The 13,024-nt window shown below is 72.5% G+C and carries 13 protein-coding genes; 6 read left to right on the top strand and 7 right to left on the bottom strand.

What is annotated here, in order from left to right:
- Nucleotides 1-25: 25 nt before the first annotated feature.
- Nucleotides 26-817: a GNAT family N-acetyltransferase gene (locus ACVUH9_RS19925; RefSeq protein ID WP_475760144.1), complete on the bottom strand. Its 792-nt coding sequence runs from the start codon at nt 815-817 to the stop codon at nt 26-28.
- Between the two features lie 70 nt (nt 818-887).
- A complete protein-coding gene (purF, locus tag ACVUH9_RS19930; protein WP_475760146.1) occupies nt 888-2,321 on the bottom strand; it encodes an amidophosphoribosyltransferase in 1,434 nt (477 codons plus the stop codon).
- Between the two features lie 267 nt (nt 2,322-2,588).
- On the opposite strand from purF, the gene map reads away from it, so the two are divergent.
- The gene (gene map, locus ACVUH9_RS19935; RefSeq protein ID WP_475760148.1) at nt 2,589-3,458 is read left to right on the top strand and encodes a type I methionyl aminopeptidase; all 870 of its coding nucleotides are present in this window, start codon (nt 2,589-2,591) and stop codon (nt 3,456-3,458) included.
- A 146-nt stretch (nt 3,459-3,604) separates the two neighbouring features.
- Entirely contained in the window at nt 3,605-4,801 is a 1,197-nt protein-coding gene (locus ACVUH9_RS19940) for a S1 family peptidase (RefSeq protein WP_475760150.1), read from the top strand.
- A gap of 13 nt (nt 4,802-4,814) precedes the next feature.
- On the opposite strand, the gene ACVUH9_RS19945 is transcribed toward ACVUH9_RS19940, so the two are convergent.
- Nucleotides 4,815-5,978, bottom strand: coding sequence for a HoxN/HupN/NixA family nickel/cobalt transporter (locus ACVUH9_RS19945; protein ID WP_475760152.1), 1,164 nt, complete (start codon nt 5,976-5,978; stop codon nt 4,815-4,817).
- 155 nt (nt 5,979-6,133) lie between these two features.
- Here ACVUH9_RS19945 and ACVUH9_RS19950 point away from each other — a divergent pair, with 155 nt between their 5' ends.
- From ACVUH9_RS19950 to ACVUH9_RS19960, 3 genes are read left to right on the top strand one after another with little or no spacing between them, the layout of a single operon-like run.
- Entirely contained in the window at nt 6,134-6,436 is a 303-nt protein-coding gene (locus tag ACVUH9_RS19950; RefSeq protein ID WP_475760154.1) for an urease subunit gamma, read from the top strand.
- Between the two features lie 12 nt (nt 6,437-6,448).
- Nucleotides 6,449-6,934: an urease subunit beta gene (locus tag ACVUH9_RS19955; protein WP_475760156.1), complete on the top strand. Its 486-nt coding sequence runs from the start codon at nt 6,449-6,451 to the stop codon at nt 6,932-6,934.
- 40 nt (nt 6,935-6,974) lie between these two features.
- Complete coding sequence (locus tag ACVUH9_RS19960) at nt 6,975-8,741, top strand: urease subunit alpha (protein ID WP_475760158.1); 1,767 nt, start codon at nt 6,975-6,977, stop codon at nt 8,739-8,741.
- A gap of 58 nt (nt 8,742-8,799) precedes the next feature.
- Here the strand turns inward: ACVUH9_RS19960 and ACVUH9_RS19965 are convergent, their stop codons facing one another.
- The 3 genes from ACVUH9_RS19965 to ACVUH9_RS19975 all read right to left on the bottom strand — a co-directional run bounded on the left by ACVUH9_RS19965 (nt 8,800) and on the right by ACVUH9_RS19975 (nt 10,643).
- Complete coding sequence (locus tag ACVUH9_RS19965; protein ID WP_475760160.1) at nt 8,800-9,183, bottom strand: type II toxin-antitoxin system death-on-curing family toxin; 384 nt, start codon at nt 9,181-9,183, stop codon at nt 8,800-8,802.
- Nucleotides 9,180-9,383 (bottom strand): DUF6290 family protein, encoded by a 204-nt coding sequence (locus tag ACVUH9_RS19970; protein ID WP_475760162.1) that lies wholly within the window; start codon nt 9,381-9,383, stop codon nt 9,180-9,182. The genes ACVUH9_RS19965 and ACVUH9_RS19970 overlap by 4 nt, the downstream gene beginning before the upstream one ends.
- Before the next feature lie 192 nt (nt 9,384-9,575).
- Nucleotides 9,576-10,643 carry an oxygenase MpaB family protein gene (locus ACVUH9_RS19975; RefSeq protein ID WP_475760164.1) on the bottom strand — a complete coding sequence of 356 codons (1,068 nt, stop codon included), beginning with the start codon at nt 10,641-10,643 and terminating at the stop codon, nt 9,576-9,578.
- Nucleotides 10,644-10,757: 114 nt separating this feature from the next.
- On the opposite strand from ACVUH9_RS19975, the gene ACVUH9_RS19980 reads away from it, so the two are divergent.
- Nucleotides 10,758-11,339, top strand: a complete 582-nt coding sequence (locus ACVUH9_RS19980; RefSeq protein ID WP_475760166.1) for a TetR/AcrR family transcriptional regulator — start codon at nt 10,758-10,760, stop codon at nt 11,337-11,339.
- Nucleotides 11,340-11,432: 93 nt separating this feature from the next.
- Here the strand turns inward: ACVUH9_RS19980 and ACVUH9_RS19985 are convergent, their stop codons facing one another.
- Nucleotides 11,433-13,004, bottom strand: a complete 1,572-nt coding sequence (locus tag ACVUH9_RS19985) for a 4Fe-4S binding protein (RefSeq protein WP_475760169.1) — start codon at nt 13,002-13,004, stop codon at nt 11,433-11,435.
- Nucleotides 13,005-13,024: the final 20 nt, after the last annotated feature.

A 13,024-nucleotide genomic window follows, 5' to 3' on the forward strand; every position in this document is an offset into this window, starting at 1 on the left:
AGATCCCGTCACCGGTCGCCCGTGCTCAGCCGCCGATCGCGTGCTCGACGTAGCGGCCGACGGTCGTGAAGCCGAGCTTGCGGTAGACCGGCGCGCCGTCGCCCGAGGCCTGCAGGACCGCGGTCGTGTGGCCGGCCTCGCGGGCCAGGCGGAGCGCGTGGACCGTCACCGCGGTGCCGTAGCCGCGGCGGCGGTGGTCCTCGCGCGTGACCACCCCGTAGAGCCCGGCAACCGCGTCGAGGTGGATCTCCGCCCCCGCGACCGGTTCGTCGCCGACGTAGCCGACGACGAACCGGCTGCGGCACGCGGGGTCGAGGATCGCGTCGGTGGCCAGCGCGTAGAACCGCGCGACCGGGTCGGCCGGCGGCTCCCAGTTGGCGGCGACCAGCCGGCCGTACTGCTCGACCTGCCGGGCCGTGCGCACGACCTCGACCCGCAGCTCGTCCACGCCCGACCGCACGACGGCGTCGAGCGGCACGGCGTCCAGCGGCGCGACCATCGCCTCCTCCGTCTCGCTGACCGGCGCACCGGCCCGGACGAGCAGGTCGGAGAGGTCGTCCGGCGCCGAGGTCGGCGCCACCCACCACGAGAACGGACGCCCGCTGGCCCGCAGCTCGGCGACCACGGCCGTCGCCGCCGCCACGCCGTGCTCACCGCCGAACCGCCCGCGGGAGACGACGTTGAAGGTGTCGTGCCCGAGCCCGCTGTCGGCGATCCAGACCATCCCCGTGCGCGTCGCCGACGCGCCGGGGACCGCTGCGTGCAGATGGGTCGCGTGGCTCGCGAGGTTGTCCTCCATCTGCTCCAGCAGCAACATGCCTGCAGTGTCACCGACGACGACGCCGGGGCGTCGTGTCGTCTCCGTCCCCCGGCGCGGCGCCGGAGCGCTAGGCCGGCGCCATCGGCAGCGCGTTCTCCAACGCGAACTTGCCGAGGTGCTGCTCGGTGCCCTCGAGCGGGTACTTGCCGCTGAAGCAGGCGTCGCAATGGTCGCTGCGCTCGCCGCGAACGGCCTCGTAGACGCCCTCGAGCGTCATGTACGCCAGGGAGTCGCAGCCGATGTGCTCGCGGATCTCCTCGATGGTCCGCTCGTGCGCGACCATCTCCTCGCGGCTGGACATGTCCACGCCGTAGTGACAGGGGTTGCGGATCGGCGGCGCGCTGATCCGGAAGTGGACCTCGCGGGCGCCGGCGTCGCGCAGCATCTTGACCAGCTGGCGGGTCGTGTTGCCGCGAACGATCGAGTCGTCGACGACCACCAGGCTCTTGCCCTCGACGACCTCGGGCAGCGGGTTGAACTTCAGCCGCAGGCCCTGCTGGCGCAGCTCGTTGCCGGGCTGGATGAAGGTCCGCTGGACGTAGCGGTTCTTGACGAACCCGTCGTCCATCGGGATCCCGCTCGCCTGGGAGAACCCGCGCGCGGCGGGGATCCCCGAGTCGGGCACGGCCACGACCAGGTCGGCGCCCTCGACCGGGGCGTCGCGAGCGAGGATCTCGCCCATCCGGACCCGGCTGCGCTGGAGCAGGTTGCCGTTCATCCGCGAGTCGGGTCGCGCGAAGTAGATGTACTCGAAGAGGCAGAACGCCTGCCGCTGGCCGGGCTGGACCATCCGGCTCGTCACCCCGCGCTCGTCGAGGATCACCAGCTCGCCCGGCTCGACGTCACGGACGAACTTCGCCCCGATGATGTCGAGCGCGCAGGTCTCGGAGGCGACGACCCAGGCGTCGTCCTCGATCCGGCCGAGCACCAGCGGGCGGATCCCCTGCGGATCGCGGAAGGCGTGGACCCGGTCGCGGTCCATGACCACGGTCGAGTAGGCGCCCTTCAGCTTCGGCATCGCCTGGACGATCGCCTCCTCGAGGCTGTCGGCCTCGGCAGTCGCGAGCAGCGCGGCCATGATCTCGGAGTCGGTCGTCGCCCGGAAGCTCACGCCCTGCGCGTCGAGCTCGGTGTGGAGGTCGATCGCGTTGACGAGGTTGCCGTTGTGGGCCAGCGCCAGCTCGCGACGATCGTTGCGGTGGACGGGCTGGGAGTTCTCCCAGTCGTTGCCGCCGGTCGTCGAGTAGCGGGTGTGGCCGACGGCCATGTCCCCGGAGAGCGCGCGCAGGTCGTGCTCGTTGAAGACCTGGCTCACCAGCCCGAGCGCGCGCTGGGTGATGATGTAGCCGCCGAGGTCAGCGGCGGCGATGCCGGCTGACTCCTGCCCACGGTGCTGTAGCGCGTACAGCCCGTAGTAGGCGAACTTCGAGACGTCGCGCCCGGGGGCATAGACGCCGAAGACCCCGCACTCGTCGCGGGGTCCCTCACGGTGATCGGGCATATCAGAGGCCATGAGTGAGCGACCGGTTCAGGGAGCGAGGAGTCACCGGGACGCTTTCTCCGAGAGTAACAGCCGGTTCACCTTTCCCCGACCGGCAGCGCAGCACCCTCCCGCCGCGACCGCGTGCCCGCCCGCCGATCGACTTCCGCCCGCCGCGAAACCTCCCTGCAACGCCGGACATTCTCGGGGCCGGGCGAGGTCCCTGCAGCGATTCGTCCGCGCGCCCCCGCGATCGGGCCGCGCGGAGTCGCGCGCTAGATTCGACGGGTGACTCCGCGCCCCCCGCTCACGCCCGGCCCGCTCTCCCCCCGCCGCAAGGTCCCGCGGGAGATCAAGCGTCCGTCGTACGCGTTGCTCGGCGAGCCGGGTCCGACCCAGCCCCCGCGTCCCCGGACCGCGGCCGAGCTGGAGGGCATGCGGCACGCCTCCGACATCGCCAGCGAGGCGCTGGCGGCGGCGGCCGCGGCGATCGCCCCGGGCGTCACCACCGACGAGCTCGACGCGGTCGCGCACGAGGCGATGATCTCGCGCGGGGCCTACCCGTCGACGCTCAACTACCACGGCTACCCGAAGTCGATCTGCGCCTCGATCAACGAGGTGATCTGCCACGGGATCCCCGACCTGCAGACGACCCTCTTCGAGGGCGACATCATCTGCATCGACGTGACCGCGTACATCGACGGCGTGCACGGGGACCTCAACCAGACCTTCCCCGTCGGCGAGGTCGACCAGCACTCCAAGGACCTGATGGAGGCCACCCGCCGGGCGCTCGACGCCGGCATCGAGGCGGTCAAGCCGGGCGGCCAGGTGCGCGACATCGGCAAGGCGATCGAGCAGTTCGTCCGCAACCGCTTCGGGATCGTGCACCAGTTCGGCGGCCACGGGATCGGTCCCGCCTTCCACGACGGCCTCCACGTCCAGCACAACTACGACCGGCGCGCGACCGAGCGGTTCTTCCCCGGGATGACGCTGACGATCGAGCCGATGCTGACGCTCGGCAAGCCCGAGGCGCGGATCTGGGAGGCCGACGGCTGGACCGCGGTCACCGTCGACGGCTCGCGCTGCGCCCAGGAGGAGCACACGATCCTGGTGACCGAGTCCGGGGCCGAGGTCCTGACCACGCACGTCCCGCTCTGAGGCGGAGCGGGCTCGTCCCGCGACGGTGATCGAGGCCCGCTCGACCGGACACGAACCGCGACACGTCACGCGCGCGACGTCTACGGTGGCAGAACGCACGACGCACGTACCAGGCGTCGCCGGCCGTCCCAGGAGGAAGTACCCGCATGTTCGACGGCTCCCATCACCCCCGCCGCACAGCCCGATCGCTGACCGCCCTCGTCGTCGCGCTCGCGGCCGGCCTCGGCCTCGCCACGAGCGCGTCCGCCGACCAGCGCTTCGGGCCCTCGGCGTCGCTCACCACGGCCGCCGGCCACGCGGCCGTCGGCCGACAGGCCGCCCCGCGGATCGTCGGCGGAACGGCCCTCCCCAACACCAGCTCGGCCCCCTACACGGTCGCGCTCCAGACGAAGTTCACCGCCAATGAGGTCGGTCGCTGCAGCGGAACGGTGCTCGATCCGCTCCATGTCCTGACCGCCGCGCACTGCGTCGTCCACGAGGGCGGGATCGCGGCCCCGGAGAACGTGCGCGTCGCCGCCGGGGCCAGCGACCTGGTCAGCGATGCCGGTGTCGCACTGGCGACGATCGCCGGGGTCGCCCGGGTCCGCGTCCACCCGCACTACGTCAGCTCCCAGTTCGCCGACGACGTCGCCGTGCTCACGCTCACCGCTCCGCTCGACCTGACCACCGGCAAGGTCGCGGCGCTGCCGATGGCTCCGGTCGGCACCACCGTCGACACGGGACGATCGGTCCGCGTGACCGGCTTCGGGATCAGCAGCACCGGCTCCGACGACTTCGGCACGCTCCGCAGCGTGACGACCCGCGCCGTCACCGCCGCGCTCTGCGGGACCACCGCCCCCGCCGCGATGCTCTGCACCTACCGCGACAAGCACGCCGCCTGCGAGGGCGACAGCGGCGGCACCGCGACGATCGGGTCGCCGCGGGCACTGATCGGCGTCACCGATCTCGCCGTCAAGGACTGCGCCGCGGGCCTCAACCTGTTCGCGAACGTCGCCGCCCCGGAGCTCCGGACCTTCATCGACGCCGCGGTCCTCGAGCAGGACCTGACCCGCGACCAGATCCCGATCGCTCCCCGTGGCGGCCGGCGCGTGGTCACGACCGGGAGCGCGGCGGCCGGACGGACGCTCACCTGCCGAGCCGGGAGTTGGACCGGCTCCCCGAAGTTCCGGTACGCGTTCTTCCGGATCAAGGGCAAGCAGGAGCAGTGGACCAACCCGAGCAAGAAGCGGACGCACCAGCTGCGCGCGTCCGACCGCGGCTGGCAGGTCGGTTGCGCCGTCGAGGCCTCGAACGCCGGCGGTACCGGGGTCGCGTTCTCGCGGACCGTGCGGACCGTGCGCTGAGGCGCTGCGCCCCTCAGTGCGCGTGCTCGGTCCGTGGCGGACCGGGCACGCCGCGCCGCAGCCGGAGCAGCATCAGCGCCCAGACGGCGACGAACAGGGCCACGATCGCGTAGCCGACGATCGTCATGTCGATCCCCTCCGCCCAGGCGAAGATCCCGCCCGTGAGGTCGAGCTGCTCGCCGGTGATCGAGATCGCCTGGATGATCCCGATCGACAGCGCGACGGCGACCGAGAGCCCGGTCACGACCACGTCGTAGGTCGACTTCAGGCGGCGATCGGTCGTCGCCCGGTCGTAGGTGACGCGCATGAACAGGCCGTTGACCGTGTCGCACATGCACATGCCGGCCGCGAAGATGATCGGCAGCGCCAGGATCGCCGTGACCGGCAGCCCCGCCGCGACGCCACCGCCGGCCAGGACGAGCAGGGCGACCTCGGTCGCGGTGTCGAAGCCGAGGCCGAAGAAGAACCCGAGCGGGTACATCTTCCAGGCCGCGTCGACCCGCCGGATCAGCGGCCCGAAGACGTAGGCGAGCGGCCCGTGGACGAGCGGGCCGTCCGGCTCCGGAGCCTCGTCCCCCTCGGCCGCGCTCACGAGCGCGCGCCGCCGCCGCAGCGCCGCCCGCAGCAGCGCGACGTTGGCCAGCGCGATCACGAGCAGGAAGACCGTCGAGACGATCGGGCCGATCAGTCCGGTGACGACGTGCAGCGCGGAGTCCTCGTCGCTGACCGCCGAGCCCAGCGCGTCGACCCCGAAGGCGAGCAGGATCGCCAGCGCCAGCACCACCGTCGAGTGCCCGAGCGAGAACCAGAACCCGACCGACAACGGACGGCCGCCGTCGCCGACCAGCTTGCGGGTGACGTTGTCGATCGCGCTGATGTGGTCGGCGTCGAAGGCGTGGCGGAGGCCGAGCGTGTAGGCCAGCAGCCCGGTCGCGACGCCGAAGGTGGCGCCACCCGAGAGCACGTGGTCTCCGCCCGATCCCGCCCACAGCAGCCCGAAGCCGACGACGTGGAGGACCACGATCAAGGTCACCATCCCGGCGATCCGGACCCGGTCCGAGGCCGGATCGGGCCCTGCGCCCGAGCGCCGTCGCTCCCCGGAGACACCGCTCCCGCGAGCGCCCGACGATCGGCCACCGAGGGCCGTCGTCGAGAGCCGTGCCGTCGTCTTGCGCATGGTCCGAAGACGCTAGAAGCTGGCCGGGGGGCCACCGTTGTCCAGACGTCCAACTGCGAGGCCGGTTCCCGGCGTTCCCCAGGCCCGGCCCGCGCGACCGGCTTGGACATCGGGAGCAGGGCGCACCGCGAGGCGCGACCTAGGATCGATCCTCGATGCGCCTGAGCCCTCGCGAGCAGGAGAAGCTGCTGATCCACCTAGCCGCCGACGTCGCCCGACGGCGGCGCGAGCGTGGCCTGCGGCTCAACCATCCCGAGGCGGTCGCGCTGATCACCGCGGAGCTGCTGGAGGGCGCGCGCGACGGCCGCACGGTCAGCGAGCTGATGAGCCACGGCAAGCAGATCCTGCGGGCCGAGGACGTGATCGACGGGGTCCCGAGCATGATCCCCCAGGTCCAGGTCGAGGCGACCTTCCCCGACGGCACCAAGCTCGTGACCGTCCACGACCCGATCGTCTGAGGCGGCCTCGCGATGCTGCCGCCCGACCCCGCCGCCGACGTCTCGTCGCCCGCGACGCCGAGCCCGCTCGCCGGTGCACCGGGGGCGACGCCGCAGCTCGACGCGCCGCCCCACCCGATCGTCCCCGGCGAGCTGCTGGCCGGGCCCGGCGACGTCGTCCTCTCCCCTGGCCTCCCGCGGACGGCGCTGCGGATCGTCAGCACCGGCGATCGGCCGGTCCAGGTCGGCAGCCACTTCCACCTCTTCGAGGCCAACCGCGCGCTCCGCTTCGACCGCGAGGCCGCCTACGGGATGCGGCTGGCGATCCCCGCCGGGACCGCCGTCCGCTTCGAGCCGGGCGAGGTCCGCGAGGTCGAGGTCGTACCGCTCGGCGGCCGCCGGATCGTCCGCGGCTTCCACGGCCTCGTCGAGGGCGCGCTCGACGACCCGGCGGTTCGCGCCCGGGCGTTCGAGCGGGCGCAGGCCCAGGGTTTCCTCCGGCCCGAGACGACCGCATGACCCGCGACGTCCAGCCGTCCCGCACGACCGAGGCCTGCCGATGAACGACCGTCTCTCCCGCCACCGCTACGGCCGGATGTACGGCCCAACCGTCGGCGACCGCGTGCGGCTGGCCGACACCGTCCTGACCGTCCGCGTCGAGCAGGACCTGACCGTGGCCGGCGAGGAGGCCGTCTTCGGTGGCGGCAAGTCGCTGCGCGACGGGATGGGCCAGGGCACGATGAGCTCCGCCGAGGGCACGCTCGACACCGTGATCACCGGCGCGCTGATCGTCGACCACTGGGGGATCGTCAAGGCCGACATCGGGATCAGGGACGGGCGGATCGCCGGGATCGGCAAGGCCGGCAACCCCGACACGATGGACGGGGTCACGCTGCCCGTCGGGGGCGGCACCGAGGTGATCGCCGGCGAGGGCCGGATCGTGACCGCGGGCGGAGTCGACAGCCACATCCACTGGATCAGCCCCCAGCAGGCGAACGAGGCGATCGCCTCCGGGATCACGACGATGATCGGCGGCGGCACCGGGCCGGCGGCGGGCACCAAGGCGACGACCTGCACGCCCGGCGTCTGGCACGTCCACCAGATGCTGCTCCAGACCGCGGCCCTGCCGGTCAACATCGGGCTGCTCGGCAAGGGCAACGTCTCGGCGGCCGCCCCGCTGGAGGAGCAGATCCGGGCGGGGGTCTGCGGGCTCAAGCTGCACGAGGACTGGGGATCGACGCCACAGGCGATCCGGACCTGCCTCGAGGTCGCCGACCGCTTCGACGTCCAGGTCGCGATCCACACCGACACCCTCAACGAGGCGGGGTTCGTCGAGGACACGCTGGAGGCGATCGCCGGCCGCGCGATCCACACCTTCCACACCGAGGGCGCCGGCGGCGGGCACGCCCCCGACATCGTTCGCCTGGCCGGCGAGCCGCACGTGATGCCGTCGTCGACCAACCCGACCCGGCCGTACACGACCAACACGCTCGAGGAGCACCTCGACATGCTGATGGTCTGCCACCACCTCAGCCGCGAGATCCCCGAGGACGTCGCGTTCGCGGAGTCGCGGATCCGCGGCGAGACGATCGGCGCCGAGGACGTGCTCCACGACCTCGGCGTGCTCTCGATGATGAGCTCGGACTCGCAGGCGATGGGGCGGGTCGGCGAGGTCTGGACCCGCAACTGGCAGACCGCCCACAAGATGCGCGAGCAGCGCGGGCCGCTCGACGGCGACGGCTTCGGACGGCTGGCCGGGCCGGACGGGACAGCGACCGGCGACGTGGTCGACCGCGGCGACAACGCGCGGGTCAAGCGCTACGTCGCCAAGGTCACGATCAACCCGGCGATCACCCACGGGATGGCCGAGGAGATCGGCTCGGTCGAGGTCGGCAAGCTCGCCGACCTGGTCCTCTGGGAGCCGGCCTTCTTCGGGGTCAAGCCCGAGCTGGTGCTCAAGGGCGGATCGATCTCGTGGGCGCAGATGGGCGATCCGAACGCCTCGATCCCGACCCCCGAGCCGGTCCTGATGCGACCGATGTTCGGCGCGCTCGCGGGCGGGGTCGGCGGGCCGGCCTCCACGGCCGTGACCTTCCTCTCGCAGGCCGCGATCGACGACGGCGTGCCGGAGGCGATCGGCCTCGAGCGCCGCGTCGCGGCCGTCCGCGGGACCCGCACCATCGGCAAGCGCGACATGGTCCACAACCACGCGACCCCGCAGATCGAGGTCGACCCGGAGACGTACGTCGTCACCGTCGACGGCGAGCGGGCCTACAGCGAGCCGGCCGCGTCGCTGCCGATGACGCAGCGGTACTTCCTGTTCTGAGGGTTGGCGGGATCTCGCCGCGACCGAGCGCGCCAGGAGTCCCGTTGGTGTGGCGAACCTAGCGTCGCCGCGGCTCGGTCATGGCTTCGAGCTCGCGCGCGATCGCCGTAACGTCATCCAGCACCCCGGTCGCCACCGCGATCACCAGGTCGTAGGCCTCGTCGTTGGTGCAGGTGAGCCGTCGCCCGTTGAGGCCGAGGAAGGCGATCGTCCCCGCCAGCGCCAGACGCTTGTTGCCGTCGATCAGCGGGTGGTTCCGGGCGAGCGAGTGCAGTAGCGCTGCGGCCTGCTGCTCCAAGGTCGCGTAGGCGGGTGCCCCAAAGGCCGAGGCGCGAGGTCGGGCCAGCGCGGACTCCAACAGTCCGTGATCGCGCACGACGACGTCGCCGAGGATCGCCCGGTCGGCGACGTACAGCAGCTCGTCCAGCGTCAGATAGATCACTGCCCGAGGCGCTCCAGCGCCTCGGCGTATCGCGGCAGCTCCTCGTCGAGCACCTGGTCGAGCAGCTCGCTGCGGCTGTGGTTCTCGACGTACTCGCGGACCGCCTGCCGCGCCACTTCCTGCATCGAGCGGGATTCGAGCTCGGCCCGACGACGGAGAGCGTCCGCTTCCTCATCGGTCAGTCGCAACGTCATCGCCATGTCCCGACGATACCGCCCGCGATACCACTTGTCATCTCGTGTCGCCGGTCACCTACGAGCGATATGGGCCGACCCCATCAGCGATGAGCCCACCCCCATCAGGGCCAGGAAGAAGTCCGCCTCGATCTCAGCGCCGCGGGCGACCCCGGACTCTGCATCGTGGTCCTCCGTCCCGACCACCCCACGTCGGCCTCAGGCCAACGACCCCAGGACCGCCTGCGACTCGACCAGGCCGGCGTCGCTCGGCTCCTCGCCCTCCTCCAGCACGCGGGCGCGCTGCTTCGCCCGCCACGCGTGGTGGGCCTCGGCGGGCTTCTGGTAGCCGTAGCGCTCGCGGGCCTCGGCCGGGGTCAGCGTCTCCTCCCGCTGGGGGGCGATCCCGAGCAGGATCGGCGCCACGATCGGCTTGGTCCCGGGCGAGAGCTGGCCGATCAGCAGCAGCTCGAGCCGCCGGCTGGCGTGGACGACCCGGAAGCTGAGCTTCATCACCGGCGTGACCAGCGCGTCGACCAACCGTGACTGCTCGAGCCCGCCCATCTTGCGCATCCAGCGCGGCATCGTCGCGATCGTCGCCCGCCGCAGGACCGCGTTGACCAGCCACCGCCCCGGCCCGAGCGCGCGCGGCATCGGTGGCAGCATCACCTCGGCGTTGAGCAGGTGGTCCATCATCGACTGGGCCGCCTCGGAGCCGGCGATCCGCGGACGCATGTAGGCGAAGTACTCGCGGATCCCCTCCCGCGACGACGGCACGTCGGTCGGGTCGCAGGTCTGCAGCTCGGCCGCAACGGCGCACTCCGCCCAGTAGCGCGACTCGTCCTCGGCCGAGAGCTTGCCCGGCCCGTACCTCTCGTACGCGTAGAGGATCGAGTGCCACGCGGTCAGGTGGATCCAGAGCTGCGAGTGCGGATCGTTGGCGTCGTACGGATTCCCGCTGAGCGGCTCGATCCCGACCGCCTTCGAGTGGACCTTGACCAGGACGTCGGCGGCCTTGCTCGTCGCCCGCGTCGAGCCGAAGGCGACCAGCGCGAAGTACCGGAGCGTGCGGTCGTAGCGGGTCCGCGGCCGGTAGCGCACGTCGCTCGTCTTGTCGACGGCGGCGATCAGGGCCGGATCGAGCTCCTCGATCACGACCGATCGCTGGAAGCCGACGGTCAGCGAGGTCGGGTAGCTCCAGACCCGCCAGGTGACCGACTCGGGGCCGAAGAAGCCGTAGTCCTCGTGGGGCTCGACCGGCGTGCCCCGGCGCAACGTGAGTGGCATGCGGAACAAATACTACATCGGTGTAGTAATTGCCAGTGCTGGTGCTTCCGACCGGCTTTCTGGCAGGCTCCATCCCCGATGCCCCCGGCCCGCCGCCGCCCCTACACGCCGCGCATGTCGCCCGAGGCCCGCCGCGAGCAACTGCTCGACGCGGCGATCCAGGTGATCGTCCGCGACGGCTACCGGGGCGTCTCGATCGACGCCGTCGCGCGCGAGGCCGGCGTCACCCGGCCGGTCGTCTACGGGGTCTTCGACGGCCTCGAGCCGCTGCTCTACGCGCTGCTCGACCGCCAGGAGCAGCGGGCCCTCCAGCAGCTGGTCGACGTGCTGCCGACCGACCTCGGGGCCCAGGATCCCGACGCCTTCGTCGTCGCGACGGTCCGGCGGATGATCGAGATCGTGACCAGCGACGCGCTGACCTGGCGGCCGATCCTGCTCGCCCCCGACGGGACGCCGCAGGCCGTCCGCGAACGGATCGAACGCGACCGCGAGGTCCTCCGCCAGCGGGTCGCGCTGCTGCTGGAATCGGGCCTCGCCCTGCGGGGCGGACCGGAGCTCGACGGCGAGGTGATGTCGCACGCGCTGATGGCGATCCTCGAGCACTTCGCCCGGCTGCTCGTCGTCGACCCCGAGCGCTTCGACGCCGACCGCCTGACGGCGACGGTCAGCGCGGTGCTCGCCGCCCTCCGCCCCTGAGGGCCCGCCGACGACGAGCGCCCCGCGCCCCCGCCGCGGCGATCCTCGGTGCGCCCGTCCTCGATGCGCCCGCGCGCCCCGAGGACGAGATCCTCAGCGGCTGCCGACGAGCACGCGGCGGGTGCGGGTCCGCAGCGTCTCCCGCCGCGGGGCCTCCGGCTCCGGAACGCGCGGCGGCGACGGCAGCTGGCCCGCGTTGTAGTCCTCGACCAGGGCCGCGACGGTGTCCTGCGAGCAGCCCTTGTTGGTGCCGATGAAGCCGGTCGGACCGCGCTTGATCCAGCCGACCACGTAGGTGCCGGGCACGACCTCGGCCGTCGCCGACCCGACGACGCGACCGTCGTCGTTCGGGACCGTGCCGGTCGCGGCGTCGAAGGGCAGGCCGGCCACCGGCAGGCCGCGGTAGCCGATCGACGCGACCACCAGGCCGGCCTCGATCCGCTCCGAACCGCCCGTGCCCTCGTCCGGCTCGCCCACACCCGCAGCCTCATCCGGCTCGCCCGTGCCCACGGCGCCCTCCGGCAGCGGCGCGGTGCGCGTGAAGCGGACCGCCTCCAGCGTCTCGTCACCGTCGATCGCGGCGGCGGCGAGCCGGTAGCGCAGCGTGATCCGGCGGCCGGACCGCGCCGGCGGATCCAGGCTCTGCAACAGCTCCAGCTTCTGGTCGTCGCCGGAGAGCCCGGCGACCTCCTCGGCGGCGATGCCCACGCTCACGCCGGGCGTCGCCCGCAGGCCGACGAGCTCCGGCAGCGTGAACGCCGAGTGCTCCGGGCCGCGGCGGCCGACCACGACGACCTCCTCGATCCGGCTCGCCCGCAGCGCCTGCAGCGCGACCGGCGAGATCTCGGTCTCCTCCAGCTCCTCCGGATCGAGCGTGAGGATCCGCGCGACATCGAGCGCGACGTTGCCGTTGCCGATCACGACCGCCCGCCGGTGCGAGAGGTCGACGGTCCGGTCGGCGTGATCGGGATGGCCGTTGTACCAACCGACCAGCTCGGTCGCCGAGAGGACGCCGGGCGTGTCGGCCCCCGGGACCTCGAGCCGCCGGTCGGTGGCCGCCCCGACCGCGTAGATCACGGCGTGGTGCGTCTCCAACAGCTGCTCGTGGGTGACGTCCCGGCCGACCTCCGTGCCCAGGTGCATCGTCAGGCCCGGGTGCTGGCGGATCTGCTCGAGCTGGCGACTGACCCGGCGCGTGCGCCGATGGTCGGGCGCGACCCCGTTGCGGACGAGGCCGTCCGGAACCGGCAGCCGCTCGTAGACGGAGACCTGCGCGCCCGGGATCGTGAGGACCTCCTCGGCGGCGTACATCGCCGCCGGACCGGAGCCCACGATCGCGACCCGCAGCGGCTCACCGCGGTCACGGACGGTCAGCGCCGGCCGCACCTGGGCCAGCAGGTTGCGGCGTCGCGGGACCCGGTGGTAGGCCGCGTTGATCAGCGCGAACGCGCGCTCGTGGTCCTCGAGCTCGGTGTGCGGCTTGATCGCGTCGACCGGGCAGGCGCTGACGCAGGCGCCGCAGTCCATGCAGGTCGTCGGATCGACGTGCAGCATCTCGGCCAGCTCGAACGCCGGGTCGTCCGGCGTCGGCTGGATGCAGTTGACCGGGCAGGCGAAGACGCACGAGCCGTCGCCGACGCACGACTGGGTGACGACGTACGGCATCAGGGGTTCCCTCGAGTCAC

The organism is Patulibacter ginsengiterrae, from assembly GCF_056269115.1.

Bases quoted from the DNA above. Each gene is read 5' to 3' on its own strand.
- ACVUH9_RS19925 (WP_475760144.1), bottom strand. From the start codon at position 817: ATGTTGCTGCTGGAGCAGATGGAGGACAACCTCGCGAGCCACGCGACC.
- purF (WP_475760146.1), bottom strand. From the start codon at position 2,321: ATGCCCGATCACCGTGAGGGACCCCGCGACGAGTGCGGGGTCTTCGGC.
- ACVUH9_RS19940 (WP_475760150.1), top strand. From the start codon at position 3,605: ATGTTCGACGGCTCCCATCACCCCCGCCGCACAGCCCGATCGCTGACC.
- ACVUH9_RS19945 (WP_475760152.1), bottom strand. From the start codon at position 5,978: ATGCGCAAGACGACGGCACGGCTCTCGACGACGGCCCTCGGTGGCCGA.
- ACVUH9_RS19950 (WP_475760154.1), top strand. From the start codon at position 6,134: ATGCGCCTGAGCCCTCGCGAGCAGGAGAAGCTGCTGATCCACCTAGCC.
- ACVUH9_RS19955 (WP_475760156.1), top strand. From the start codon at position 6,449: ATGCTGCCGCCCGACCCCGCCGCCGACGTCTCGTCGCCCGCGACGCCG.
- ACVUH9_RS19960 (WP_475760158.1), top strand. From the start codon at position 6,975: ATGAACGACCGTCTCTCCCGCCACCGCTACGGCCGGATGTACGGCCCA.
- ACVUH9_RS19970 (WP_475760162.1), bottom strand. From the start codon at position 9,383: ATGGCGATGACGTTGCGACTGACCGATGAGGAAGCGGACGCTCTCCGT.
- ACVUH9_RS19975 (WP_475760164.1), bottom strand. From the start codon at position 10,643: ATGCCACTCACGTTGCGCCGGGGCACGCCGGTCGAGCCCCACGAGGAC.
- ACVUH9_RS19980 (WP_475760166.1), top strand. From the start codon at position 10,758: ATGTCGCCCGAGGCCCGCCGCGAGCAACTGCTCGACGCGGCGATCCAG.
- ACVUH9_RS19985 (WP_475760169.1), bottom strand. From the start codon at position 13,004: ATGCCGTACGTCGTCACCCAGTCGTGCGTCGGCGACGGCTCGTGCGTC.